The organism is Azomonas macrocytogenes, from assembly GCF_014191985.1.
In the GTDB taxonomy this organism is placed as follows: Bacteria; Pseudomonadota; Gammaproteobacteria; order Pseudomonadales; family Pseudomonadaceae; genus Azomonas; species Azomonas macrocytogenes.
In genome coordinates, this window is record NZ_JACHXI010000019.1 from 61,699 (window position 1) to 88,071 (window position 26,373).

Genomic DNA, 26,373 nt, shown 5'->3' on the forward strand with positions numbered 1-26,373 from the left:
CAAGTGAGTTTCCAGAAAGCCAAGCAAGACCTGAACCATATGCCAGATCATTATTTAAGTCATTGACCAGAATGGAAAACCGGTTGAGAAATGGATGGCGAGAGTCGTTGTAGCAGAGCCTTTGTCGCAATCGCTACACGTTATCCGTACTGTTTATGGAGCACTAGCAGGTCACTTTCGACGCATTGCAACACGATGTATTCATGTGATTCTGCGACAACCCGACCGGACTGATCTTCACTGCATCCGTTATCCGCTCGGATAGACGAGACAGAATAACGTAGGGCAGATAACAAAAAAGCCAATTTCCAGTTTCGATTTTTATTTCAGCAGGTACGGGGCCCCCATGACCGATAACTTCTGGATGGATAAATATCCGCCCGGGATCTCGAGCGAGATCCATCCCGAGACATACCGCAATATCCAATCTGTCCTTCGTGTGTCCTGCGAGCGTTTCGCTTCCAAAACTGCTTTCAGCAACCTTGGTAGATCGCTCACTTACCACGAACTGTACGAGCTTTCCGGGCATTTTGCGGCTTACCTGCAAAAGCACACTGACCTCAAGCCTGGGGATCGTATCGCCATCCAACTGCCCAACGTTATCCAGTATCCCATCGTAGTGTTCGGAGCCCTGCGAGCAGGGCTGGTCGTGGTCAACACCAATCCACTGTACACCGCGCGGGAAATGGAGCAGCAATTCAAGGATTCCGGTGCCAGAGGGCTGATCTGTCTGGCCAATATGGCTCATCGGGTGCAAGAGGTGCTGCCGGCAACGGATATCCGGCATGTAGTCATTACCGAAATTGGTGACATGCTCTCGATGCTCAAGGGGTTCATGGTCAATGCCGTGGTCAGGCATGTGAAAAAGCTGGTCCCGGCCTACCATCTGCCGCATGCCGTGCCTTTCCGTAAAGCCTTATCCCTTGGACAGGGCGAGATCCTGACCGAAACCGACTCCGAACCCAATGAGCTTGCCATTCTGCAATACACTGGCGGCACCACGGGCGTACCCAAGGGAGCCATGCTCAGTCATCGCAATATCATCGCCAATATGCTGCAGTGCCGTGCACTGGTCGGTTCGGAATTGCGTGATGGTTGCGAAACTGCCATAGCGCCGCTGCCGCTCTACCATGTTTATGCCTTTACTCTGCATTGCATGGTGATGGTGTTGATTGGTGCCCATAACGTGCTGATTACTAATCCGCGCGACCTGCCGGCTTTCATCAAAGATCTGCGTCGCCACCGCTTTACCTGCTTTGTCGGGCTCAACACCTTGTTCGCGTCGCTGTGCCATAACCAAGCGTTTCGCTTGCTGGATTTTTCCGCCTTGAGATCGACGTTTGCGGGTGGAATGGCCTTGCAGCTGGCCACGGCGGAGTGCTGGAAGGAGATGACCGGCTGTGCGATTTCCGAAGGCTATGGCATGACCGAGACCAGCCCGGTGGTGTCGGTGAACCCCTTCCAGCGCATCCAGCCCGGAACCATCGGTATTCCCGTGCCCTCGACGCTCTGCAAGGTTATCGACGAACAGGGTGAAACCCTGCCTGTCGGCATGGCTGGCGAACTCTGCGTGAAAGGACCGCAGGTGATGCTGGGCTATTGGCAACGGCCGGAAGCCACGGCGCAAGTGCTTGATGCTGATGGTTGGTTGAAGACTGGCGATATCGCGGTGATCCAGGCCGATGGCTACATGCGTATTGTCGATCGCAAGAAAGACATGATCCTGGTTTCCGGTTTCAATGTGTATCCCAGTGAGCTGGAGGATGTGCTGGCTACCTTGCCAGGTGTCATGCAGTGTGCGGCCATTGGTGTTCCGGATGAAAAATCTGGTGAGGCAATCAAGCTTTTCGTCGTGCCCAGACCGGGCACCGCCCTGACGAGCGAAGACGTCCTGCAGCATATGAAAGACAATCTCACTGCCTACAAGCGACCAAAATATATCGAGTTTCGCGAGAGCCTGCCGATCAGCAATGTAGGCAAGATCCTGCGTCGCGAGCTCAGAGATGAGGAGCTGATAAAGTTACGCCAGCGAAGCAAGGTGGTGGAGTAACGCAGCCACCCAGCACGATGTCCGGCCAAGTGCTCGATCAGAAATCCACACTCGCCGAAAACGTGGCGATGCGCTCCGCTCCCCAGGAGACCCGATTGGCGGTTTCACCGCTGGAAATGAAATATTTCTTGTCGGTCAGGTTCTCGATGTTCAACTGCATCCGCGTCATTTTGCCGATCGTATTGGGCATCGACCAGGAAACGAAGGCGTCGTAAGTCGTGTAGCCAGACAGTTCGAAACTGTTGGCTACATCGCCCTTGCGCCGACCGACGTAACGGGCGCCGCCACCAACGCGCAAAGAGCCGGGCAGGAAGGTTTGCGGCACGTCGTAGGAGACGAAGCCGCCTGCGACATTGCGGGCGACATTGACCAGATCGTTACCCTCATTGGCGGGATCCTTGGTGATTTCCGCGTCCGTGTAGGCATAGTTGAAAATCACATCCCAGCGCTCATTCAAATGTCCGTTGAGGTTGGCTTCCAGGCCGCGCGAGCGGGCTTTGCCGATGGTTTGGGTAGCCAAACTGCCGTTCATGAGCCCGTTGGTCTGGATATTCTTCTTGCGGATGTTGTACCAGGTAACCAGGCTGGACAGTCTGCTGTTGTCATAGCGGAAACCGAACTCGTACTGGCGGCCTTCTTCCGGCTTGCTGCCGTTTTGTACCTGGTTTCCGGCCTCGATGGTGTTCGGCTTGTAGGATTCACTGTAGTTGCCATACAGTGAAAAATTGTCGTTGATCTTGTAGACCAGGCCGGCGAAAGGCAGATTCCTGTTCTTGTTCAGATCCGTGCCGACCTGGTAGGGAATCCCCTGACCATCGTTCTGGCGAAACTTCTGGTGACGCAGGCCCAAAGACAGTATCCAGTGCTCATCGAGATGGATAGTGTCCTTGCCATACACAGAAAGCATCCTTACCCGTGAGCGCTGATCGCTGTTAGCCGCGTTGTATGGGGCGACGGGGCGTAGATTGCCGTAACGGGGCGAGTCCGGGTTGAATCCCCCTACGTTGTGGCCTTGCAGGAACTTGGCGGTCGACTCATCGTGGCGCTCGCTGTCGACGCCGAGAATCAGCTCATGGCGCATGCCGGCCAGTTCCACCTCGGTGAGCCAGTCCAGGGCCGCGTAGTTACGGCTTTTCTTGAAATCCGGATTGCTGCGAAAGCGTCGGCGCAGTTCCCTGGTCGCCGGGTTGTAGGTGCTCGGGTCGGCTTGGTAATCGCTGGAGGCGTCTTTGTTCCAGCCATAGATGAAGCGCAGGCGCGACTTGTCGGAGAAGCGGTACTCCGTGGTCAGGTTGGCGTATTGGCGCTGCCCGGTGATCCGCGTCCAGTGTTCGTCCAGTCGATGGTGCCGGTCGCCGACGTGGTGCCCTTGATAGAAAAAGGCGCCACGATCCAGAACGCTGCTGTAGTCGGAATACTCGTACGACAGGTTGAAGGAAAATTTCTCGCTTTCGTAGGCCAACGATGGCGCGACCAGCTTGTCGCGGTCGACGCCATAGTTGCGCCAGTAATCCTGGTCCTTGTATTGCCCGATCAGGCGAAAGGCGAAACCGCTTTCGCCCAGTGGGCCGGACAGGTCGAAATAGCTGCGGCCACCGCCTTCGTTGATCGTCTCGGCCCCAACCGTGCTGCGCCAGTGGTAGGTGGGTTTCTTGGTGATGATATTGATGACCCCGCCTGGCTCCTGCATGCCGTAGAACAGCGACGCCGGACCTTTCAGGATTTCCACCCGTTCGGTGGTGACCTTCTCGAAGTGGCGTCCCCGGCTGGTACGAATGCCATCACGCAGGGTCGAGCCGTCAGTGCCACCGCCGAAGCCGCGTTTCACTAGCGAATCCTGGGTACCGCCGAAGTTATTGCCAATGGTGATACCGGGAACGAACTTGATCGTATCTTCGAGATTGTCTACCGAGAAGTCATCCAGCGTTTTCTGGGTAATGGCGTAGGAGGTTTGTGACTGCTCGATGAAGGGGGTATTGAACTTGTCGGCGATGGAGGTTTGGCCGGCACGATAGCTACTACGGGTGCCGGTCTGAGAACCGACGATGGCGATGGAAGACAGCTCCATCTTGCTTTCGGCTGATGTTTGCAGAGAATAACTGCCGTTAGGGTGGCGTATCACTGTCAGCCCGCTGCCATCGATCAACATCTGCAATGCCGATTCGGTGGAGTAGCGTCCCTTAAGACCATTCGAATGGCGGTTGCGAGTCGCACCCGGATCGAATGAAAGCGTTATGTTGGTTTTTTGGGCAAACTGAGATAGCGCTGTCTCTAGCGAGCCGGCAGAAATGTTGAAGTCGAACGAAGATTCGGCGGTCTGTGCCCAGGCTGTCAAATGGACCAGCATGCCTGCCATCGGCATGCCGAGGATCGTGCAAGCCATGATCAGATGGATGGCTTGCTCCAACGGCCGCAACACGATCGAGATAGGAGAAGAGCGCTGATTGCTGGTATTCGACTGTCTATTCATGGCGAATTTGGATGATCCATAAATGCTCAGCAATCGTATTGATTGATATTTTCATTTATTAAGCCTAACGAGATTTGAAAGCAACAACCCCCTGCGATAAAAAATTCCTACTGGCCTGAATGAATCGTCTTGCCTGAATGAGTAAGAGTAGAGCGGTAACCGGGCTGCTCAACGCGACTCGAGACGAACCCAGTAGCGGGTGAAACGACTGACTTTCAACGGCAGGGTGCCAGCCAGGTTATCCAGCACGACATCGGTATCACCCAGTTGGAAGCTGCCGGAAATTCGCAAGCCGGCTACTGACTCGGCACAGCCCAGATAACCAGGCCGATAGCGCGTCAGTTCGGCAATGAAATCGTCCAGCCGCCAGTTGCTGGCGATCAGCATGCCGTGGGTCCAGGCATCGGCATTGCCGGCAAGCGGTTCGATGGTACTGGCGTGATGGGCAAAGAATTCCAGGTACTGCCCCTTATCCAGGTGGATAAGTGAGTCGGATAGGGCTTTAGGACGAATCTCCACGGCATCCTTAAGTACGCCAACCGTGGCTCTCTCTTCCATACTGCGTACCAGAAAGCGCGTACCGAGCGCATGAATGGTGCCTTGCGGAACTTGCACAACGAAAGGGCGAGACAGCGTATCGGGGGCGGTCTCGACCAGAATTTCTCCTCGATACAGATGGATTTCCCGCTGTCGGTCGCTGTAGCGGATATCCAGTGCGGTGTTGGTATTCATCTCCAGCAAGCCACCGTCGGCCAGGCGCAGTGTGCGCCGTTCGCCGGTAGCGGTACGTTGCTCGGCCATCCAACTGCGCCAGGGCGTGTTTTGCCAAGCGACGATACTGCCACCACTGGTCGCCAGTAGCAGGGTCAGCAGTTTGAGCATTTCGCGTCGCCGCACCTGGGCGGCGCCACGCAAGGTGGAATGAAGAACCGGTGAAGGCAGCACGCCAAGTTTGTGCTGTAACTTTTCCACGCGTAGCCAGGCTTGGCGATGCGTGGGGTCGGCATCCAGCCACAGGCGATGAGCCTTGCGGGTTGCATGGCAATTCGGTGCGGCCTGCAGGTCGACATACCAGCGTGCCGCCGCTTCCAGTGTGCTGTGATCGAGTGATTGTCTCACCTCAATCTTCCATCAGCAGCAGACATTGAGTCAGTGCCTGGACCAGATGCTTGCGCACCGTGTTGGTGGAGACACCGAGCTGCCGGCCGATCTCGACATGGCTCAGACCATCGAGCTGCGCCATGAAGAAGATCGTCCGGGTGCGCTCACTGAACCTGTCGAACATGGCGTCGAGCTCGGTCAGCGTTTCCATGATCAGGGCACGCGCTTCCGGCGAAATATCCAGCGGCTCGGGCAGGGTCTCCAGGCTTTCCAGATAAGCCTGTTCCAGGGCTCGACGGCGATAACGGTCGATCAACAGGCCACGCGCAATGCTGCTCAAATAGGCGCGGGGTTCTTGCAGATCGGACACTTTGCGGCTGACGAGCAGGCGCATGAATGTATCCTGAGCCAGGTCGGCAGCGCTATCCGAGCAGTCCAGGCGTTTACGCAGCCAGGATTTGAGCCAGTCGTTATGTTGCTGATAAAGGTCGCTAACGGCTTGCTGCACTGTGATATCGGAAGAAAGCATTCGAGTCATTCCAGATAAGCTCGGCCGATAAGCCGTATTTTGATAACAATCGAAGAACTGCGGGAAAGGCGGTAACAACTACCTCCAGCCCTTGCAACTGGATGAATGTTTACTCGTCATTTCTGCCTGCGTCTGTTCGCATGTCTGAGTAATCCCGGAGTATCAGGATTGTCAGTTGGGCACCGCATCTCACAAAATGAGAACTCATCTCATTTGTGTTCAAGAATATCGAATGGTGACTGGCTATGTCGAGCCTTGATGATTTGTATTGAGAGTAGGTACGGAGCCATTGCAGCAAGTGCCATGGCTGGACTAGAGCGCTGCTTGCAGCGCCAACTGGGCGATGGCAGCGATGTTGTTGACCTGACACAGCAGACCTTTCTGCGACTACTAGTCACACCATGACGCATCCTGCTCGCTGAACTCTTGCGGTTCAGTGCCGTGATCGGTCAATCACCAAAGGTCCTGCCTCAAGCCGACGAGCAGTTATTTCTATTATGTATCCACTGATTGGCCAGCATGGCAGTGATATTGGCTTTGTCGCTGCTTTGCCAACTGTGCCTGAACGTTTTCTGCTGGTTCCGCTGATTCGATAAACGGTAATCGAGGCAGGCGGTTTTCCCATTTCGAGGCATGGATTGTCTGCTTGCGCAGTCTTGTTGTTATGATATAACGTTTTTATAAGGACTTTCTGATTAGGATGCCTTATGACCGAAGCCGAGTTGCTTGCCCAGCCCATCGAAGCCTATATGAATGAACAGCAGCAGGAGTTTTTCCGCAACCTGCTGCAACTCCAGCGTGCCGAGTTGCAAACCCGTATCGACGATGAGTTCGCTGCCTTGCGCGAGCAGGAGCCCAGCAGCGATCCGGCGGATATTGGCAGCGCCGAAGAGCAGCGCCAATGGCAGTTACGCGTCCTGGAGCGGGAAAAGAAGCTGCTAGACAAGATTGATGAAGCGCTGGAGCGGTTGGCTCGTAGAGAGTACGGCTGGTGTCGTGAGACGGGCGAGCCGATCGGTTTGCGCCGGTTGTTGCTGCGCCCGACTGCCACGCTCTGTATCGAAGCCAAGGAGCGCCAGGAACTACGCGAACGACATCAACGCGATGTGTGAGGAAGAATCCATGGATCGACGTCTGCCTGTAACGGTGCTGTCCGGTTTCCTCGGAGCCGGCAAAAGTACCTTGCTCAATCATGTTTTGAGAAATCGTGAAAATCGAAAAGTAGCGGTGATCGTCAACGACATGAGCGAAATCAATATCGATGGGAGCGAGGTGCAGCGCGATGTCAGCCTCAAGCGCGGCGAGGAAAAGCTCGTCGAGATGAGCAATGGCTGTATCTGTTGCACTTTGCGTGAAGATTTGCTCGAAGAGGTCAGCCGGCTGGCACGCGAAGAGCGCTTCGACTATCTGTTGATCGAGTCGACCGGTATTGCCGAACCCTTGCCTGTGGCAGAAACATTCACCTTTCGCGACGAACAAGGTCGTAGTCTCTCCGATCTGGCGCGTCTCGACACGTTGGTTACCGTCGTCGATGGCGTGAATTTCCTGCGGGATTTCCACGATGCCGAAAGCCTGGCCAGTTATGGTCAAAGCCTGGGCGAGGAAGACGAGCGATCGATCACCGATCTGCTGATCGAGCAGGTGGAGTTCGCCGATGTCATCCTGATCAGCAAGATTGATCTGATTTCCCGGGCCGAGCGGGAAGAATTGATGGCAATTCTTTCCCGGCTCAATACCCAGGCCGAGATTCTGCCGATGAGCATGGGCCAGGTAGCACTGGATAAGATTCTCGATACTGGCCGCTTCGATTTCGAACGTGCTGCGCAGGCGCCTGGCTGGCTCAAGGAGATGCGTGGAGAGCATGTGCCGGAAACGGAGGAATACGGGATTGATTCGATGGCCTATCAGGCACGCTGCCCGTTTCATCCGCAGCGCTTCTTCGATTTTCTGAATCGTGAATGGAGTAATGGGCGGCTGCTTCGCTCCAAAGGCTGGTTCTGGCTGGCGAGTAAGCCCCGGGAGGCAGGTAGTTGGTCGCAGGCGGGAGGCTTGATGCGGTACGGCTATGCTGGGTACTGGTGGCGCTTCGTACCCAGGGAGCACTGGCCGCAGGACAAAGAAGGCGTGGAAAACATCATGAAGCACTGGAGCAAGGAGGTTGGCGATTGTCGTCAGGAACTGGTCTTCATCGGTCAGAACATCAACTTCACTTTGCTCACCGAGGAGCTGAATGCTTGTTTGCTTGACGATGCCGAGCTGGCCGGTGGGCCGGAAAACTGGCAAGCCCTGCCTGACCCGTTCGGTCTTTGGAGCAAACAAGAGGCCTGATGCCGATTGCCCCCTGGACTGGCTGGATTTAAAAATCGACATTATCCAGAGATCGCTTGGCTTGTCTGGCATATTAAGAAGGGAAAACGCACGGGTACGTGATCCCATTACGCGATAACCATAGGTAAAAAGGTTATTTAAAGAAAGATTCATATTCCGCTAAATTGCGCTCGTCGCGTACTGATTGGCCAACCGGTGAGCCGCGCATGTAATAGAAATGGATGCGCCATTCGCATCCAACCTAGTCGTCACGTTATTGCGTGACCATGCGTCGGGAGTGTTCTCATGTCAGCGGTCGAATCCTTGTCCATAGCCGAAGTACCATCCCAATCGTTTGAAATTCGTCCGTTGGACGAAACCCTGGGAGCAGAAGTCATCGGCCTGGATCTGTCCCGCTCTCTCAATCTGGAAGATTTTTCCCTCATTCACCGTGCTTACTTGGAGCACAAGGTGCTGGTATTCCGCGACCAGCGGATCACCCCCGAGCAGCAGATCGCCTTCAGCCGTCGCTTCGGCCCGCTGCAGATCCATGTGCTCAAGCAATTCCTGCTGGCCGGACATCCGGAGGTCTTCATCATCTCCAATATCCTGGAGAACGACCGCCCCATCGGTTTGGGGGATGCCGGTAAATTCTGGCATTCGGATCTGTCCTACAAGGAACTACCCAGTCTGGGCGCCATGCTGCACGCGCAGATTCTGCCGGAGGAAGGTGGCGATACCCTGTTCGCCGATCAGCAGCGTGCCTATGAAACCCTGCCAGACGCCTTGAAAAAAGCCATCGAAGGGCGTCGTGCGAATCATTCCTACACTGCCACCTATGCCAAACCCAAGCTGGAAGGCGATTGGCGTCCGGTACTGACCGAACAGCAACTGGCTGAAGTCAAGGAAGTCATCCATCCGGTGGTACGCACCCATCCGGAAACCGGGCGCAAGGGCCTGTTCGTCAGCGAGAGCTTCACTACACGTATTCTCGATCTGCCAGAAGATGAGAGTCGTCAGATTTTGAATGAGCTGTTCGCTCACAGCATCCGGCCGGAATTCATCTACCGGCACCAGTGGCAAGCACATGACCTGCTGTTCTGGGATAACCGCGCCTTGATCCATCTGGCGACCGGTTGTCCGAACGAGCTGCCGCGCAAGATGTATCGCACCACCATTCAGGGTGATGCGCCGTTCTGATTTCGTCGATTGCCAGATTCTGAACCGCTGATTAATCGGGCGCAGGATTGCTGGCGTTTTTTCGATTCATTCGTCTTTCGGAGCCAAGCACATGAATGCCTTTCTGGAAAGCCAAGCGGCCAGCCATGATGCGATGGCTATCTTTCAACCTCTGCTGCAGGTACAGCGGGTCAGCCTCGAATACCGCACTGCGCAGCGCGTGGTGCGTGCTACGCACGAAGTCAGCTTCGAAGTCGATCCCGGAGATCGTTTCGTCCTGCTTGGCCCGTCCGGCTGCGGCAAGTCGACCCTGCTCAAGGCAGTCGCTGGCTTTATCCGGCCGCACGATGGCGAGATCCGCCTTGACGGGCAGACAGTACGCGAACCAGGCCCGGATCGGATCGTTGTATTCCAGGAATTCGACCAGTTGCCGCCATGGAAGACGGTAAAGCAGAACGTGATTTTCCCACTGTTGGCCACCGGCTCGCTCAAGCGCCGCGAAGCCGAGCAACGCGCCTTGCATTATCTGAACAAGGTTGGCCTGGCCGGTTTTGCCGATGCCTATCCGCATACCCTGTCCGGTGGCATGAAGGCACGGGTAGCGATTGCCCGGGCGCTGGCGATGCAGCCGAAGATCCTGCTGATGGACGAACCTTTTGCCGCGCTCGATGCGCTGACCCGGCGCAAGATGCAGGAGGAACTACTGGAACTGTGGCAGGAGGTGAAATTCACCCTGTTGTTTGTCACTCATTCCATCGAAGAAGCGCTAGTGGTCGGCAACCGTATCCTCTTGCTGTCACCGCATCCGGGACGGGTGCGCGCCGAGATCAACAGCCACTCCTTTGATCTACACAGCAGCGGCGATACCTCTTTCCAGCGCACTGCCCAGCGCATCCATCGATTGTTGTTCGAAGAGCAGACAGACGGTGTTACCTCGAATGTTGCTACGCCGAGCGCCGTCGCGCCGGATATTTCCGCTGCAGTCGAGCCAGCGGTCGACTCCCAGAACAAGGCGCGCCGCGCCTGATCGATCTTTCGAGGAAATACCCCATGAGCCTGACGCCTCCTTTGCGACCAGAGTACGAAGTCGCCCTGCAACCTCTGATCAATCTGCCGCTGGAGCGTGAGTTGCCACTGGTCCGGCGCCTCTGGCAGCAGAGTTGGCTACGTAAGACGCTGATCCTGATTGTGCTCGCCCTGCTTTGGGAACTGGCCGCGCGCATCCAGGGCAACGACCTGCTGTTGCCGAGCTTTCTGCAGACGGCACGGGCCTTTATCGATGGTATGCTCAGCGGCGAGCTGCCGGAAAAAGTGGCGCTTTCCATGGCCGTGCTGGTCAAGGGCTACCTGATCGGTATCGTTCTGGCTTTTGCCCTGACAACCCTGGCCGTCTCCACCCAGCTCGGCCGCGACCTGCTGTCAGCCTTGACCTCCATGTTCAATCCGTTGCCGGCCATCGCGTTATTGCCGCTGGCACTGCTTTGGTTCGGCCTGGGTGAAAACAGCCTGATTTTTGTATTGGTGCATTCGGTGCTCTGGGCTCTGGCGTTGAATACTTACGCCGGCTTTCTCAGCGTTTCAGATACCCAACGCATGGTCGGGCGTAACTACGGCCTGCGTGGATTACGCTTCGTCACGCTGATCCTGATTCCGGCGGCGCTACCGTCGATTCTCTCCGGTTTGAAAATCGGCTGGGCCTTCGCCTGGCGTACTTTGATCGCCGCCGAACTGGTGTTCGGTGCCAGTAGCGGCAAGGGCGGGCTTGGCTGGTATATCTTTCAGAACCGCAACGAGTTGTATACCGACAAGGTATTTGCTGGCCTGGCGGCAGTGATCCTGATCGGCCTGCTGGTGGAAAGCCTGGTGTTCGACAATCTAGAGCGACTGACTGTAAAGCGCTGGGGAATGCAGCGTTGAACGTCCACAACAAAACTGTTTGGCTTCAAACTATCTTTTAGAGCCTGTTCACGATTTCGCGAGCTAGAGCTAAACGGTGGCGAAAATGGCTGAGGAAGCGGACCGGGCTCGCGCGCGAGTTTACGCGTTGTAAATGAGCATTCCGACCGGGCTGGCGATCCAGGCTATTTTCAACGCCGTTTAGCCGATGCGCAGCAGATCGTGAACAGGCTCTTAAGATCGCCCGGTATCCGTAACACCACCAACCGCCGCGCCAACGCGGCGGATGACAGGACTCAGTCATGCCTTATAGCTATCTTTCCCATCTCTACTGCCCCAAGACCGGCGAACGCTATCCTGCCGGTCGTGTCCAGCAACTCAGCCAAGTTGGTGCTCCGTTGCTGGTCGCTTATGACCTGCAAGCCTTGAAAGAAACGTGGAAACCGGCCGATCTGGTGGGCCGCGAAGCCAGCCTGTGGCGCTATCACGAGCTACTACCAGTACGTGATCCGGCCAATGTGGTCACCCTCGGCGAGGGCTTCACGCCGTTGCTGCCGACACCCAGGGTTGGCCAGGACATGGGTATCCGCGATCTCTGGATGAAGGACGAGGGCATTATTCCCACAGGCTCGTTCAAGGCCCGAGGCGCGGCGGTAGGGGTTTCCCGGGCGCTGGAGCTGGGAGTCAGTCGGCTGGCCATGCCGACCAACGGCAATGCTGGTGCAGCCTGGGCGTTGTATGCGGCGCGTGCGGGTATCGAAGCGACCATCGTCATGCCGCAGGATGCACCTCTGATCACCCGCAACGAAGTCTATGCCTGCGGAGCACGGCTGTTTCTGGTCGACGGGCTGATTTCGGACGCCGGCAAGCAGGTCGCCCAGGCGGTAGCGGAAGAGGGGTTGTTCGATGCCTCGACCCTGAAGGAGCCTTATCGTATCGAAGGCAAGAAAACCATGGGCCTGGAAATCGCCGAGCAGTTCGGCTGGCGTCTGCCGGACGTGATTCTTTACCCCACTGGCGGCGGAGTCGGCCTGATCGGCATCCACAAGGCATTCAAGGAGCTGCGCGAACTGGGCTGGATCGCCGCCGGCCGGCCGTTGCCGCGCCTGGTCGCGGTACAGGCCAGTGGTTGTGCGCCAATCGTCAAGGCTTGGGAGGCGAGGGCGAAGGAGTCGGAGTTCTGGCCAGATTCGCAGACCGTGGCTTTCGGTATCAACGTACCCAAGCCGCTGGGGGATTTTCTCGTGCTTGAAGCTCTGTATGAAAGCGAAGGCTGCGCGCTTGCCATCGAGGATGCCGAACTGCTCAAGGAACAGCGTCGGGTAGCCGAACTGGAGGGCGCCTTCGTTTGCCCGGAAGGCGCTGCGGTCTTCGCGGCAGCCCGCCGCTTACGCGAAAATGGCTGGATCAAGGACAACGAACGCGTGGTGGCCCTGAACACCGGTGCCGGCATCAAGTACCCGGATACCTTGACGGCGGATGCACCGTTGCTGCAGCCGGGCGAACGGTTGCCGCGTTAAGCGTCGGCAAACTGTTGGCTACACAGGCTGGAGGTAAAAGCCGGGTAGCGCTTGAGGCGAAGCTGGCCCTAAGACTAAATGGGAGATAGCCGCCTCTAACCTGCAGCTTGTGGCAAACTCCGCTGGTCAGGAAGTTCTTGTGCGGAGTCTTCATGGAGACCGTTTCGCTCGTATTGGTCATGCTCGTGGCTGTTCTGTTCGCCAGTATCCTGCGCCGGATGCTGCCAGCCAGTTTTTCGGTTCCCCAGCCGTTACTACAGATAGCCCTGGGTGCGGGCATCGGCATGGTTTCGGATTGGCGCCTGCAAATGGACCCGCAGGTATTCTTTCTACTGTTTCTGCCGCCCTTGCTGTTTCTCGATGGTTGGCGAATTCCCAAGGAGGGATTGTCCCACGACCGGGGCATCATCCTGTCTCTGGCCATTGGCCTGGTGGTATTCACTGTCGTCGGTGCCGGTTATTTCATTAACTGGTTGCTGCCTTCGATCCCTCTGGGGGTGGCTTTTGCCCTGGCGGCGGTGATCTCGCCGACGGACCCGGTGGCGGTCTCGGCGATCGCCGCGCGGATTCCGATACCGAAAAGGCTGATGCATATCCTCGAAGGCGAATCGCTACTCAACGATGCCTCTGGCCTGGTCTGCCTGCGTTTTGCCGTAGCTGCCGTGCTTAGCGGTGGTTTCGAGCTGTCGGATGCCGTACTGGATTTCCTGCGCCTGGCGGTCGGTGGTGTCGCCATTGGGGTAGCCATTGCCTGGAGTATCAATTGGGCCAAGCGCTGGATTTCCAGGCATTTCGGCGAGGAGGCGGCAGCCCAGATCCTGGTCAGCCTGCTCCTGCCGTTCCTGGCTTATCTGGCCGCCGAGCATTTGCACTGTTCCGGTATCCTCGCGGCGGTGGCGGCAGGCTTCGTCATGAGTCGTACCGAGTTGTCCGGACAGGCGCTGGCCGTAACCCGATTGCAGCGCCGCGCCGTTTGGGACACTTTGCAATACGCGCTCAATGGGTTGATGTTCGTGCTGCTGGGCGAGCAGTTGCCAGGCATCGTTTCACGACTTGGCATACTGGATGACCCCGGTACGTTGAGCTGGCTACTGCTCTATGTGCTGATTATCAATCTCTCGTTGATGGGGCTGCGTTTCGTCTGGGTCTTCGCTTCGCTGCGCTTTACCTTGTTCGCTGGTAAAAATGCCGCTGCTTTCCAGCCGCGCAAGGCCTTGTCTATCGCAGCCGTCACCTCGGTAGCCGGGGTGCGTGGCGCTATCAGCCTGGCTGGGGTGATGACCTTGCCGCTGTACATTAGCTTTGGTTATCCGTTTCCGGCACGGGACCTGGTGATATTCCTGACCACCGGTGTGATCATCGTCTCGCTGATCGTTGCCGGGATCGGTCTGCCGTTACTGATCAGGGGGCTGGAGATGCCCTACGAGCCAGAGGAACATGTCCACGAGAATCGTGCCCGCGATCAGGCTGCCCAGGCCGCGATCAAAGCAATCGAGCAGGCCCTGCACCGGCTGAGCGAGGATTGCCCGGATGCCGGCGGGTATATCGAAGTGGCTTCGCGGGTCACGGATACCTACCGTAGCCGCATCGAGAGCCGCGCTGCTTCCCTGGAAAGCCAGAACCTGACGCGGGTTGCCGAGGAAGTCGAGCGTCAGTTGTTGCTGGTGGGGTTGCAAGCCGAGCGCAGCGAGCTGTTCCGCCTGGCTCGTACGCGCCGGCTGGATGAGCAACAGGCGCGCAGGTTGATCCGGCAGATAGATCTGATCGAGGCACAGCATATTCGCTGAAGCCTCGGCAAGGTTTTATAGTGGGCTTCCTTGTCGGAGCCGGATATTTCCGGTAAACGGGCAGAAAGAATGGGCCGAAACTGGCCCTTCACTGGTTATTTCTCAATAATTCAGGCATACCGCCAACCGGTACGAGCAAGGAGTCTGTATGACCAACAAACCTTCGGCCCCGCAGCCGACGGCAGAGAGCCAGACCGGGCCAGTCAGGTGGCAGTTGGAGCGCATCGTCGAACAGTTGCGTACCGTTCGCACTGAATGGCGCAGCAATTCCGGTCGGCCGCGCGAGACAGGCGGGCGCGACCTGCCATCACGGCAGACCATGGGCATGATCATCGAGGCCCTGATGTGCGCGTTGTTCCCCATGCGTCTTGGCCCCAGCAATTTGCGTGAGGAGAGCGAGGATTTCTACGTCGGTTATACCCTGGACAATGCGCTCAATACCTTGCTCGGCCAGGTCCGCCTGGAGTTGCGCTACACGGCCCATCAGCAGGAGGCTGTCGAAAGCGATCTGGATGCGCAGGCAATACGCGTCGTGCGTGATTTCGCTTCGACTCTGCCGGATCTGCGCCACCTGCTCGATACCGATGTGATTGCCGCCTACAACGGTGATCCGGCGGCGCGTAGCGTCGATGAGGTTTTGCTCTGCTATCCCGGTATCCTGGCAGTGATTTATCACCGCATAGCGCATCGCCTGTACAAGGCTGGATTGCCGCTCCTGGCGCGCATCAGCGCGGAAATTGCCCATTCCGCCACTGGCATCGATATCCATCCGGGGGCGCAGATCGGCCACAGCTTTTTCATCGACCATGGCACAGGCGTGGTGATCGGTGAAACCGCAGTTATCGGCAATCATGTGCGCATTTATCAGGCCGTGACTCTCGGTGCCAAGCGCTTCGATGTCGACGAATCCGGCAATCTGCAGAAGGGCCAGGCGCGCCATCCGATCGTCGAGGACGATGTGGTGATCTACGCCGGTGCCACCATCCTCGGGCGTATCACCATCGGCAAGGGAGCCGTCATCGGTGGCAATGTGTGGCTGACCCGTAGCGTTCCGCCGGGCAGCAACATCACCCAGGCGAACTCGCAGAACGTGCCCAGTGGTACGAATTGAAGCCTGTCTCGAAGCCGGCGAGTTGACTCCTTGTACAGCTCGCCGAAATGCAGCAGCGCCCGGCTTAACGTCGATCGAGTTTCTGGGCCAGGCGGTCGCCGCCGAACTGTACCAGGGTGACCAGTGCCACCAGAGCGACGATCACGGTCAGCATCACCTGACTATCGAAGCGCTGATAGCCATAGCGGTAAGCCAGATCGCCCAGGCCACCGGCACCAATAGCACCAGCCATGGCCGAGGCGTTGATCATGGTCACCAGGGTAATGGTAAAACCACCGACGATTCCCGGCAGCGCTTCAGGCAGCAGAACGTGGCGGACGATATGCCGGCGCTGGCACCCCATCGCCTGGGCTGCTTCGATCAGGCCGTGATCCACTTCACGCAGGCTGACTTCGGCGATGCGGGCGAAGAATGGCGTGGCGGCGATGGTCAGCGGCACCACCGCGGCCCAGACTCCATAACTGGTACCGACCAGCAAGCGAGTGAACGGAATCAGCGCCACCATCAGGATCAAGAAGGGTATCGAGCGGAACAGGTTGACGATGCTGCCCAGCACTTGGTTGGCCAGGGGGGCTTCAAAGATTCCGCCGCGCCCGCTGGTGACCAGAAATACCGCCAGTGGAATTCCGGCGAGCAGGGCAATCAACGAGGATACGCCGACCATCAGTAACGTATCGAGCAGGCTCGCCCAGAGTCGTTCAAGCAGCAGCGACATAACCCAACACCTCCACTCTGTCCGCCAGATGGCGGGCTTGGTTCGCCAATTCATTGGCCGTCAGGGATGATCCGGCGACGGTCAATAGCAGATGTCCCACGGCGCGCCCTTGAATTCGCTCGACATTGCCGCCGAGCAGTCCGATGCGCCCGCCTAGGACGTTGCCCAACGCTGCCAGGTCCGGCTCATGGATGCCAGTGAAAAGCAGATCCAGCAGCAGCGTATCCTCTGGCTGCTCCGGTTGTTGGCGCAGGCGCGCCTGTAGGTCGGCTGGCAAGTCATAGCGCAGTGGCGCGAGCAGGCTACGTGTCGTTGCATGATGCGGCTCGCCGAATACCTGCCAGACTGCCCCCTGTTCCACTGCCTGGCCTTTTTCCAGTACTACGACACGTTGGCAGATCTCGCGGATCACCGCCATTTCGTGGGTAATCAGCACAATGGTCAGGCCCAGGCTGCGATTGATCTCACGCAACAGGGCGAGGATCGCCTGGGTGGTTTCCGGGTCCAGTGCGCTGGTGGCTTCGTCGCACAGCAGGATTTCGGGGTTGTGAACCAAGGCGCGAGCAATGCCGACGCGCTGTTTCTGGCCACCGGAAAGTTGTGCCGGATAGACGTCGTGCTTGCCGTCCAGGCCGACCAGGGCAAGCAGTTCGTCGACTTTGCGCCGCCGTGCTTCACGCGGCACACCCGCTACCCTGAGCGGTAGTTCGACGTTGTCGCGCACAGTCTTGGCCGACATCAGGTTGAAGTGCTGAAAGATCATGCCGATGCGCCGGCGCAGTGCGACCAGGCGATTTTCGTCCAGCTTGGCGATGTCTGTCCCGTCGATCAGTATCCGGCCACTGCTGGGTTGCTCCAGGCGATTGATGGTGCGCAGTAGTGATGATTTACCGGCGCCGCTACGGCCAATGATGCCGAAGATCTCGCCGCGCCGGATTTCCAGATCGATGCTCTGCAGAGCCGGCACCGGTCCTTGGGCGGTGAGGTAAGTCTTGCTGACTCCTTCGAAACGCAGATGGATATCCGCAGGCTCCTGCACCGCGACCGGCTGTGGCGTCGATGACGCCGAGAGCAAGGAAAAATCAGGCAAATCGTCGGCCTGCTTGTATTGAGCGGCACGGCTGTTCATGAACCAGTCCCTGCCGTTCGGTTTTCCCAGCCGGGTTGATAGAGCGTGCCATGGGCTTTATCCAGGGCGGCACGAACCTCCGGCGAATGCTGGTAGATATCGACAAATTTGCGTAGACGTGGATCGTCCGCGTGATCCGGCCGGATGACGAACTGAATGATGTATTCCGGGTGATCCAGTCCGTCGAACAGTAGGGCAGAGTAGGGATCGAAAGTACCGGCTAGACGAATATAGGCAGGGTAGCCCTGCACCAGATCCACGTCTTCATAGGCACGCACCAGTTGTACTGCTTCCAGCTCGATGATTTTCAGATGCTTGGGGTTGGCAGTGATGTCGGCCAGGGTTGCCTTGTGGCTGACGCCGGGCTTCAGGGTGATCAGTCCGGCTTTTTGCAGCAGTTGCAGGCCGCGCCCACCATTCACTGGGTCGTTGGCGATGGCGACCTGAGCGCCTTCGGGCAATTCGCTGAGGTTTTTATAGCGTTTCGAATAGAGGCCGACATTATTGATGACGCCAGGCGCGTAGGGCACCAGATTGTAGCCACCTTCCTTTTTGGCGTTTTCCAGGAAGGGAATGTGCTGGAAGTAATTCACGTCGATATCGCCATGGGCCAGGCTGACGTTGGGGGCGATCCAGTCGCTGAATTCGATCAACTCGACTTTCAGGCCTTGTTTCTCGGCGACGTTGACCGCGGCCTCCAGAGGTGGGGCGAAGGCGGCAGTCGTGCCGAGCTTGAGCGGTTCTGTGTAATCGGCAGCCTGGCCCTGGCCGACAATGGCGAGCAGAGCAGCGGCGCCCAGGGTTTTCAGCCAGTTGTGGCTAGCCATCAATCGGTGCAGCATTTTGGGATTCCTTTTTCTCGATGAGGTTAGATCGCTGTTCGGTGTTGAGTATCCCGTTGGCCCAGGTTGCGCCAGCCAGCACCAGGATGACCTTGCGGCAGGCGCGGCCCCTGGCCGAATACCTTGTCGCGCAGAGTGCCTTCGGCGTAGGCCGTCTTGTATGAGCCACGGGACTGCAGTTCGGGAATCACCAGGTCGATGAAGTCGGCATAGCTTTCCGGGGTTACCGTGCGGGTCAAGTTGAAGCCGTCCAGCCCGGTTTCGGCGATCCAGCTTTCCAGTCCGTCGGCGACTTGAATGGGCGAGCCCACCAGCAGCGGGTAACGTCCGCCCAAGGCGTGCTGCTCCAGAAGGCGCCGCCGGGTCCAGCCGCTGTCTTTTGCCGTGAAGGTCTTGGTCACTGATTCGATGGCGTTGGTCTTCTGGTAGCGGATCGGTTCATCCAGGGCATAGCGGGAAAAGTCGATGCCGGTGGAGCTGGAAAGGTGTGCTAGGCCTGCCTCGGGATTGGCATGGCGCAGGTATTCGGCATGTTTGTCGCGGGCTTCGGCTTCGGTGGGCGCGACAATCACGCTGATCCCCATGAATACCTTGATCGCTTGCGCCGATCGACCGGCCACTAGCGCACTCTGGCGAACCCGTTCGACCTGTTCGCGTACCACTGCCTTATTCTGGCCAGTGATGAAAACACCTTCGGCATGCTGTCCGGCGAAGCGTAGGCCGCGCTCGGAGGAGCCGGCCTGGAACAGCAGCGGTGTGCGTTGTGGCGATGGTGCGGTGAGGTGATAGCCCTCGACCTGATAAAACTCGCCATGGTGGTGGACCTTGTGCACCTTGTCCGGCTGGGCATAGATGCGGCGCTTACGATCGGCCAGCACCGCATCGTCTTCCCAACTGCCTTCCCAGAGTTGGTAGAGCACCTGCAGGTATTCGTCGGCCTGATCGTAGCGGCGATCATGCTCGACCTGAGCTTGCCGGCCGATGGCCTTGGCTGCACTTTCCAGATAACCGGTGACGATATTCCAGCCGATCCGGCCACGGGTCAGATGGTCGAGTGTGGACAGCCGCCGGGCGAACACGTAAGGCGGTTCAGTGAGGTTGGCGGTCAGGCCGAAGCCGAGGTGCCGGGTGACGCTGGCCATGGCTGAAGCGATCAGCAACGGGTCGTGCACGGGTAATTGAATGGCTTCCTTGAGTGTCAGGTCGATACCGTTCTGGTAGACGTCATAGACGCCGACGATATCGGCGATGAACAGCCCATCGAACAGGCCGCGCTCCAGCAACCGAGCCAGATCGGTCCAGTATTCCAGCGTGTCGAATTCAACGGAGCGGTCGCGCGGATGCGTCCACAGGCCATGGTTGATGTGGCCGATACAGTTCATGTTGAACGCGTTGAGCAGTATCTGTTTTCCGGCCATCAGATTGTTCCCCGGCGCGGCGGCAGGGTGTCGTTGAGGTAGTAGTTGCCAATGGCGTGGTACTTCCAGCGCACCGGATCGTGCAGGGTATGGGTGCGTGCATTGCGCCAGTGCCGGTCGAGATTGTGTGCGGCGAGAGTGGCGCGGCTGCCGGAGAGCTCGAACAATTTGCTGGCAGCATTCAGGGATATCTCGGTGGTGATTGCGCGTGCCTTGGCTACGACGATGGAGGCGGCCGCCACTGCCGAGGCATTCGCTTCGTCCTGCACCTGATCGAGCACTTCTCCGGCTTCTTCCAACAGCGCTTCGGCCGCATGCAGGCGGGCGGTGAGACGGCCGATTTCGGCCAGGGTCAGTGGATCGTTGCTGGCCTGTTCATGGCCCGAATCGATCCAGGGGCGCGCATGTTCCCGGACGAACGCCAGAGTATCCTCATAGGCGGCGCGAGCAATGCCGGCATCGATGGCAGCATGCAGGATCTGCGCGAACGGCCCGAGGCGGGTTGGGTGTTCGAAGACCGGTTGCAGCGGCACGATATCGTCGGCTTCGACGCGTACGTTATCGAATATTACCGAGCCGCTGCCGCTGGTGCGCTGGCCGAACCCTGACCAGTCGTCGACTATCTTCAGCCCTGAGGCCGAGCGCGGCACGAAGGCGAATTGCAGCACGCCATCCTCGTCGACTGCTGAAGTCGGGATGCGCTGGGCAAACAGAGCCCCGGTGGAATAGAACTTGCGACCATCGATGCGGTAGCCGCTGCCGTCGTGCCGCAGGCGGGTAGCACGATCCTGAGCTGTACGGGTCCCCAGTTCGGCATGGGCATTACCAAAGCGGGCACCACTCAATACCTCGGCATAGAGACGTTGTTGCTGCACCGGGCTACCGTTCAGCCGGAGCAGCTCCAGGGCGTAGTAGTGATTTTGTGGGATATGCCCAAGAGAGCTGTCGGCGCGGGAAATCCGAGCTACGACCTTGGCCAGGGTGGCGGCGGAAACATCGGCACCACCGTATTCCTTCGGTACCGTGATGCCCCACAGTCCGGAGCGCGAGAATTGCTCCAGTTCGGCATGCGGCAGGCGTCTTTCGCGGTCGCGCTCGGCCGCTTCGCGGACGAAGATCGCGGCCAGTTCTTCGGCTACTTCCAGGGCCTGGGCATCGCTCTGAATCAGGGCGGTGGCTTGTGTCGTATCACGGCGATTGTCTTTGACGATTGCGTTCATGAGCGTGCTCCGTTCAGATCCAGGAATGCCGGGCGGGTTTGGCGCCATTGAGGTGGTAATTGCCGATAGCGTGATACTTCCAGCGCACCGGGTCGTGCAGGGTGTGGGTGCGGGCGTTACGCCAATGGCGATCGAGGTTGTAGTCGGCGAGAGTGGCGCGGCTGCCGGCCAGTTCGAACAGCTTCTCGCTGGCAGCCAGGGAAATCTCGGTGGTCAGTACCTTGGCTTCGGCTACTGCTATGGACGCGCGGGCGGCGGAGTCGGCATCGATGGGCGCGGCATTGATTTCGTCCAGCACCCGTCCGGCTCTTTTTAACAGCGACTCGGCGGCATGCAGGTCGAGCTGTAGGCGGCCAATGTCAGCAATCACGTAGGGATCGTCGCCGGCTCGTTCGACGCCAGCATCGATCCATGGCCGCGCCTGGGTTCGGACGAAGGCAATGGTATCTTCCAGGGCGGCGCGGGCGATGCCGACGTCGATGGCAGCCTGGACCAGTTGCGAGCTGGAGCCTTGAATATTCGGCTGTTCTACCAGTTTCCAAATAGGAATGATGTTCTCGGCTGCGACTGGCACTCGATCAAGCAATATGGTGCCGCTGGCCGTAGTGCGCTGGCCGAAGCCGGACCAGTCGTTGAGGATGCGCAGCCCTGGCGTGCCGCGTGGGATGAAGGCCAGCACCAGGCGGCCTTCGTCATCGATGGCCTTGGCGGCGATCCAGTGGGCGAACAACGCACCGGTGGAATAGAACTTTTCACCGCTCAGCACGTAATTGCCGCCGTCACTGACGATTCGCGCCCGGACATCCAGGGTGTGCTTGCTGTTGCGTTCGGGGCCGGCATTACCGATCCGCCAGCCCTCCAGCACGGTCTTGAGCAGGCGGCGTTTCTGCGTTTCGCTGCCACTGGCCAGAAGTAGCTGGATGATGCCGAAATGATTTTGCGGAATCTGCCCGAGAGATGGATCGGCCTGGGAAATGGTGCGGAACACTTCGGCAATGGTGACGAACGATAAGCCTGGTCCACCGTACTGGCGTGGAATGGCGATGCTGCCCAGGCCGCTGCTGGTGAATCTTTCGATTTCGTTCCATGGCAGCTTGCGTTCGCTGTCCCGCAGCGCCGCTTCGGTCAGGGCTGCGCGAGCCAGCGAACGGGCAGCTTCAAGGGCCTGTCCGGCATGTTCGATAGTCTGGACCGGTAGCAGGGGCGGAGCTGCATCCTGATCGCTTTCGAGAACGATGGACGCTTGTTGCGCGGTAAGTGGAGGGGAAAGCTGACTGGTCATGTGAACCTCATCTTCGGATAAGCCGCTACGGCATCGCGAAGATGAACCGAAGCTGGCTGGTTGGCGGTGCTCCGGTAGTCCGGTACATATACCCTAACTATTGGTAAATAAAAAATAAAATAGCCTTTTAGAATATCTATAGGCATTTTAGATTGTGTGTAATATGCAATTTTTTCATTTAAAGAGAGAAATAAATTCTTTTTAAGAATTAATTTACTCGTCTAAATTCGCCCCCTGCCGACAGCGGACCACCGCATCGAGCTCATCAAGGGGCTCGCTTGTCATTCGAGCCCCAGCAGATTCGTGTATTACACTGCATTTGGAGCATCGAGCATGAACAGATCGTCCCTGGTCCTGGTTGCCGCTTTCGGCATGGGCATCCAGTCGGCCAGTGCCGCCGGCTTTTTTGAGGACAGCAAAGCGACCCTTAGCCTGCGTAACCTTTATTTCAATCAGGATAACCGCTCAGGTTCCGCCGACCCGTCCAAGCTGGAGGAGTGGGGCCAAGGATTCAACCTCAACTACACGTCCGGCTATACGGAGGGCCCGGTTGGTTTCGGTATCGATGCGTTGGGTCTTTGGGGGATACGGCTCGATTCGGGCAAGGGCACTCACTACAACCCGAGCAGTGCCAGCTACAGCGGGCAATTGTTCCCCACCGATCATGGTGGCCGGGCGGTGCACAGCTACGGCAGTATCTTGCCAACCGGCAAGATAAGGTTTTCCAAGACTGAAGTACGCTTGGGCACCTTGCTACCGAGGTTGCCGGTAGTGTCCTACAACGACGGTCGTCTGCTGCCGCAGACGTTCAGCGGTGCCCAGGTCGTCTCCAAGGAAATTGACAACCTGACGCTGATTGCCGGCAAGTTGGAGCGTGCCAAGGGACGTAGTTCTACCAACAGTGAGTCTCTGTCCATTGCGGGCTCCAACAATGCCCAGACTGGCCACTTCAGCAACAAGTTTTACTATGCCGGGCTCGACTACAACCTTACCAAGGACCTGACGCTGCAGTACTACTACGGCAACCTGGAAAAATTCTACGAGCAGCATTTCGTCGGCCTGATCCATGTGCTGCCAATTGGCGAAAAGCAGTCGCTGAAAACCGATCTGCGTTATTTCAACAGTTATTCCGCCGGCAGAAATAGCCATGCTTCCGGCCGCGCCCAGGGGTATCGCAGTAGTGGTTACTGGTCGCCTGGCGATTCGGATAGTGGCGAGGTAGATAACCGTACCTGGAGTATCAACTTTACCTACAATGTGGCAGGGCACGAGTTGACCGCTGGTATGCAGCGAATGTCCGGCAATAGTGACTTTCCGGTACTCAACCAAGGCGATGGCTATACCTCTTACCTGATTACCGACAGCCAGTTTGCCAAATTCCTCAATGCCGGCGAGCGTACCTGGCGCGTTAGTTATTCCTACGATTTCGCTGCCATTGGCCTTCCGGGCCTGAAAGCGCTGGGGATTTACCTGCGTGGTGATAATGTTGATGCTGCTGGCGGCAGCGACCAGAAAGAATGGGAACGCGATCTACGCCTCAGCTATACGGTCCAGAGCGGGATACTCAAGGGAGTTGGCCTGAGTTACTGGCATGCAACTTTCCGTACTGATGTAAGAACCGGGCGCGATCTCGACGAGGATCGTATCTACCTCACCTACAGCCTGCCTTTGCTGTGATCTGCTGCCCTGGCATGCTGGCTTGGTAGCTAGCTGTCGGTGGTCTGATGTGAGCTGCTTCATAAGGATGTGATGCAGTTATCCAAGGTGATTGAGAGGAAACAGGGCAAGGAGTAAAAGGCTATATATTTCAATTTTGAATATAAATAAAATAAAAAATTACTTTTTTGGAATATAAAGGTTGCATAAAGTGGCTTCACCGCAGCGCGACAGATCGCCTGCGGAATCTGATCCGCCGATCAAGGAGCCTTTTATGTCTGTTGTTGCCCATGTGCCTTCCGCCATTGTAAGAAGGCCCACCGATGTACGCACGGTGCTTGCTACCAGCGCTGATGAACTGCTTGCTCGTGGGCGAACTCGAGCGGTTGAAAATAGCTTGGCATATGCTGGTAGCCTCTATCCGCCGGAAGCCTGGGCGTTATTACAGAGTGGTCTGGTGACTTTGGTGGATGTGCGCACGGCAGAAGAATTGAAATTCGTCGGCCATGTGCCGGATAGCTTGCATGTGGCCTGGCAGACCGGGCCAGCGATGATCAAGAATCCGCGCTTTTTGCGTGAACTGGAGCTCAAGGCCGGGCGTGACGGTATCCTGGTCTTGCTGTGTCGTAGTGGCAAGCGTTCCGATGCGGCCGCAACGGCTGCAACCGCCGCAGGCTTTACCCAGGTCTTCAATGTGCTGGAGGGCTTCGAGGGTGATCTCGATACCCAGCGGCAACGCGGTGAAGCGGGTGGCTGGCGGCATTGGGGCCTGCCCTGGGTGCAGGACTGAAAACCAGGCCTTTCTTTTCTTTCACTTTTTTGGACCAGACCGCCAGGCGGTCAATAACAAGGAGTCTCTATGTCCAAGCAGCCTTCGGCTATCGATGATTCTGTTCATGCTTTGCTGGAAACGGTGGCCCAACCGGTCAACTGGCAGCTGGAGCGGATTGTCGAAGAGTTGCGTGCCGCCCGTGCCGAGTGGCGCAGCAGTACCGGGCGGATTCGCGAACTGGGTGGCCGTGAGTTGCCTTCGCGTCAGGCTGTCGCTGATATTCTCGCTGCCCTGAGTGGTGCATTGTTCCCCATGCGCCTTGGCCCTAGCAGCCTGCGTGAAGAAAGCGAGAGCTTCTATGTTGGCTATACCCTCGATAATGCGCTCAACAACCTGTTGGGCCAGGTCCAGTTGGAGCTGCGCTACGCCGCTCGCCAGCGCGGTGAGGCCGAAAAGGATCTGGAAGCACGGGCAGTACGGATCGTCCGCGATTTTGCTGCTGCCTTGCCGAATTTGCGGCGTTTACTCGACAGTGATGTGATCGCTGCCTACAACGGCGATCCGGCGGCGCGTAGCGTCGATGAAGTTTTGCTCTGCTATCCCGGTATCCTCGCGGTTATTCACCATCGCCTGGCGCATCATTTGTATCAGACCGGATTGCCGCTCCTGGCGCGCATCAGCGCGGAAATTGCCCACTCGGCCACCGGCATCGATATCCATCCGGGAGCGCAGATTGGCCACAGCTTTTTCATCGACCATGGCACAGGCGTGGTGATCGGTGAAACCGCAGTCATCGGCAATCATGTGCGCATTTATCAGGCCGTGACTCTCGGTGCCAAGCGCTTCGATGTCGACGAATCCGGCAATCTGCAGAAGGGTCAGGCGCGCCATCCGATCGTCGAGGACGATGTGGTGATCTACGCCGGTGCCACCATCCTCGGGCGTATCACTATCGGCAAGGGCTCCACCATCGGTGGCAATGTCTGGCTGACCCGCAGCGTGCCACCTGGCAGCAGTATCACCCAGGCGAACTTGCAAAATCTGCCAGGCAGCGCGCGGTAATCGCACGACGAACCTTTTCGTTTGCCTGCCCTGACCACTGAACACCGAGCATGTAAGTAGCTTGCAGGCATGTCATTACTGATGCCTGGCTGTGACCACGTTCACTCTGCTCGGTTGTATATCTTTTAATTATAAATATATAATCAAAAACACACATGGATCGGTCACAGTTTTTTCATCGATCACGGTGCAGTATGGCCGTCGCCGAAACCGACAATCCTGTGCGTATTCAGCTAGGGGCTGTTGACGTTTCGAGCCAGAGGCGTTGATGAAGAAGAGCAAACCCGCAGAATTCAGGGCCCAGCCAGATAACCCCGCGAGTTTGCA

The 26,373-nt window shown here is 57.7% G+C and carries 22 protein-coding genes; 12 read left to right on the forward strand and 10 right to left on the reverse strand.

Going from position 1 to position 26,373, the window contains the following annotated elements:
* The first annotated feature begins 346 nt into the window (after positions 1-346).
* A complete protein-coding gene (locus FHR87_RS15450) occupies positions 347-2,050 on the forward strand; it encodes a long-chain fatty acid--CoA ligase (protein WP_183167613.1) in 1,704 nt (567 codons plus the stop codon).
* 37 nt (positions 2,051-2,087) lie between these two features.
* On the opposite strand, the gene FHR87_RS15455 is transcribed toward FHR87_RS15450, so the two are convergent.
* The 3 genes from FHR87_RS15455 to FHR87_RS15465 all read right to left on the reverse strand — a co-directional run bounded on the left by FHR87_RS15455 (position 2,088) and on the right by FHR87_RS15465 (position 6,150).
* Positions 2,088-4,520, reverse strand: a complete 2,433-nt coding sequence (locus tag FHR87_RS15455) for a TonB-dependent siderophore receptor (protein WP_246336058.1) — start codon at positions 4,518-4,520, stop codon at positions 2,088-2,090.
* A 168-nt stretch (positions 4,521-4,688) separates the two neighbouring features.
* Positions 4,689-5,639 carry a FecR domain-containing protein gene (locus FHR87_RS15460; protein WP_183167614.1) on the reverse strand — a complete coding sequence of 317 codons (951 nt, stop codon included), beginning with the start codon at positions 5,637-5,639 and terminating at the stop codon, positions 4,689-4,691.
* Position 5,640: 1 nt separating this feature from the next.
* Positions 5,641-6,150: a sigma-70 family RNA polymerase sigma factor gene (locus FHR87_RS15465; protein WP_183167615.1), complete on the reverse strand. Its 510-nt coding sequence runs from the start codon at positions 6,148-6,150 to the stop codon at positions 5,641-5,643.
* 707 nt (positions 6,151-6,857) lie between these two features.
* Here FHR87_RS15465 and dksA point away from each other — a divergent pair.
* The 8 genes from dksA to epsC (FHR87_RS15505) all read left to right on the forward strand — a co-directional run bounded on the left by dksA (position 6,858) and on the right by epsC (FHR87_RS15505) (position 15,950).
* Positions 6,858-7,262, forward strand: coding sequence for an RNA polymerase-binding protein DksA (dksA, locus tag FHR87_RS15470; RefSeq protein WP_183167616.1), 405 nt, complete (start codon positions 6,858-6,860; stop codon positions 7,260-7,262).
* A gap of 10 nt (positions 7,263-7,272) precedes the next feature.
* Positions 7,273-8,478 (forward strand): zinc metallochaperone GTPase ZigA, encoded by a 1,206-nt coding sequence (zigA, locus tag FHR87_RS15475; RefSeq protein ID WP_183167617.1) that lies wholly within the window; start codon positions 7,273-7,275, stop codon positions 8,476-8,478.
* Positions 8,479-8,763: 285 nt separating this feature from the next.
* Positions 8,764-9,657 carry a TauD/TfdA dioxygenase family protein gene (locus tag FHR87_RS15480; protein ID WP_183167618.1) on the forward strand — a complete coding sequence of 298 codons (894 nt, stop codon included), beginning with the start codon at positions 8,764-8,766 and terminating at the stop codon, positions 9,655-9,657.
* A 91-nt stretch (positions 9,658-9,748) separates the two neighbouring features.
* Positions 9,749-10,663 carry an ABC transporter ATP-binding protein gene (locus FHR87_RS15485; RefSeq protein WP_183167619.1) on the forward strand — a complete coding sequence of 305 codons (915 nt, stop codon included), beginning with the start codon at positions 9,749-9,751 and terminating at the stop codon, positions 10,661-10,663.
* A gap of 23 nt (positions 10,664-10,686) precedes the next feature.
* Positions 10,687-11,553 (forward strand): ABC transporter permease, encoded by an 867-nt coding sequence (locus FHR87_RS15490; protein ID WP_183167620.1) that lies wholly within the window; start codon positions 10,687-10,689, stop codon positions 11,551-11,553.
* 281 nt (positions 11,554-11,834) lie between these two features.
* Positions 11,835-13,052 (forward strand): threonine synthase, encoded by a 1,218-nt coding sequence (locus FHR87_RS15495; RefSeq protein WP_183167621.1) that lies wholly within the window; start codon positions 11,835-11,837, stop codon positions 13,050-13,052.
* A 152-nt stretch (positions 13,053-13,204) separates the two neighbouring features.
* Positions 13,205-14,839, forward strand: a complete 1,635-nt coding sequence (locus FHR87_RS15500; protein WP_183167622.1) for a Na+/H+ antiporter — start codon at positions 13,205-13,207, stop codon at positions 14,837-14,839.
* Positions 14,840-14,987: 148 nt separating this feature from the next.
* Positions 14,988-15,950: a serine O-acetyltransferase EpsC gene (gene epsC, locus FHR87_RS15505; protein ID WP_183167623.1), complete on the forward strand. Its 963-nt coding sequence runs from the start codon at positions 14,988-14,990 to the stop codon at positions 15,948-15,950.
* Positions 15,951-16,014: 64 nt separating this feature from the next.
* On the opposite strand, the gene FHR87_RS15510 is transcribed toward epsC (FHR87_RS15505), so the two are convergent.
* From FHR87_RS15510 to FHR87_RS15535, 6 genes are read right to left on the reverse strand one after another with little or no spacing between them, the layout of a single operon-like run.
* Complete coding sequence (locus FHR87_RS15510; protein ID WP_183167624.1) at positions 16,015-16,665, reverse strand: methionine ABC transporter permease; 651 nt, start codon at positions 16,663-16,665, stop codon at positions 16,015-16,017.
* Entirely contained in the window at positions 16,649-17,794 is a 1,146-nt protein-coding gene (locus FHR87_RS15515) for a methionine ABC transporter ATP-binding protein (RefSeq protein ID WP_183167625.1), read from the reverse strand. The genes FHR87_RS15510 and FHR87_RS15515 overlap by 17 nt, the downstream gene beginning before the upstream one ends.
* Positions 17,791-18,636 carry a MetQ/NlpA family ABC transporter substrate-binding protein gene (locus tag FHR87_RS15520; RefSeq protein WP_246336059.1) on the reverse strand — a complete coding sequence of 282 codons (846 nt, stop codon included), beginning with the start codon at positions 18,634-18,636 and terminating at the stop codon, positions 17,791-17,793. Before FHR87_RS15520 ends, FHR87_RS15515 begins: the two co-directional genes overlap by 4 nt.
* A 26-nt stretch (positions 18,637-18,662) precedes the next feature.
* On the reverse strand, positions 18,663-20,054 hold the full coding sequence (locus tag FHR87_RS15525; RefSeq protein WP_183167626.1) for an LLM class flavin-dependent oxidoreductase: 1,392 nt from the start codon (positions 20,052-20,054) through the stop codon (positions 18,663-18,665).
* The gene (locus FHR87_RS15530; protein WP_183167627.1) at positions 20,054-21,274 is read right to left on the reverse strand and encodes an SfnB family sulfur acquisition oxidoreductase; all 1,221 of its coding nucleotides are present in this window, start codon (positions 21,272-21,274) and stop codon (positions 20,054-20,056) included. Before FHR87_RS15530 ends, FHR87_RS15525 begins: the two co-directional genes overlap by 1 nt.
* 13 nt (positions 21,275-21,287) lie before the next feature.
* Positions 21,288-22,556 carry an SfnB family sulfur acquisition oxidoreductase gene (locus FHR87_RS15535; RefSeq protein WP_183167628.1) on the reverse strand — a complete coding sequence of 423 codons (1,269 nt, stop codon included), beginning with the start codon at positions 22,554-22,556 and terminating at the stop codon, positions 21,288-21,290.
* 333 nt (positions 22,557-22,889) lie between these two features.
* Between FHR87_RS15535 and FHR87_RS15540 the strand changes: the two genes are divergently transcribed.
* The 3 genes from FHR87_RS15540 (at position 22,890) to epsC (FHR87_RS15550) (ending at position 26,046) form a co-directional block, all read left to right on the forward strand.
* The gene (locus tag FHR87_RS15540; protein WP_183167629.1) at positions 22,890-24,233 is read left to right on the forward strand and encodes an OprD family porin; all 1,344 of its coding nucleotides are present in this window, start codon (positions 22,890-22,892) and stop codon (positions 24,231-24,233) included.
* 253 nt (positions 24,234-24,486) lie between these two features.
* A complete protein-coding gene (locus tag FHR87_RS15545) occupies positions 24,487-25,002 on the forward strand; it encodes a rhodanese-like domain-containing protein (protein WP_183167630.1) in 516 nt (171 codons plus the stop codon).
* A 69-nt stretch (positions 25,003-25,071) separates the two neighbouring features.
* Positions 25,072-26,046 (forward strand): serine O-acetyltransferase EpsC, encoded by a 975-nt coding sequence (gene epsC / locus FHR87_RS15550; RefSeq protein WP_183167631.1) that lies wholly within the window; start codon positions 25,072-25,074, stop codon positions 26,044-26,046.
* 129 nt (positions 26,047-26,175) lie between these two features.
* Here the strand turns inward: epsC (FHR87_RS15550) and FHR87_RS18980 are convergent.
* Positions 26,176-26,373, reverse strand: a 198-nt coding sequence (locus FHR87_RS18980; RefSeq protein WP_221189867.1) for a hypothetical protein, incomplete at its 5' end; no start/stop codon positions are given.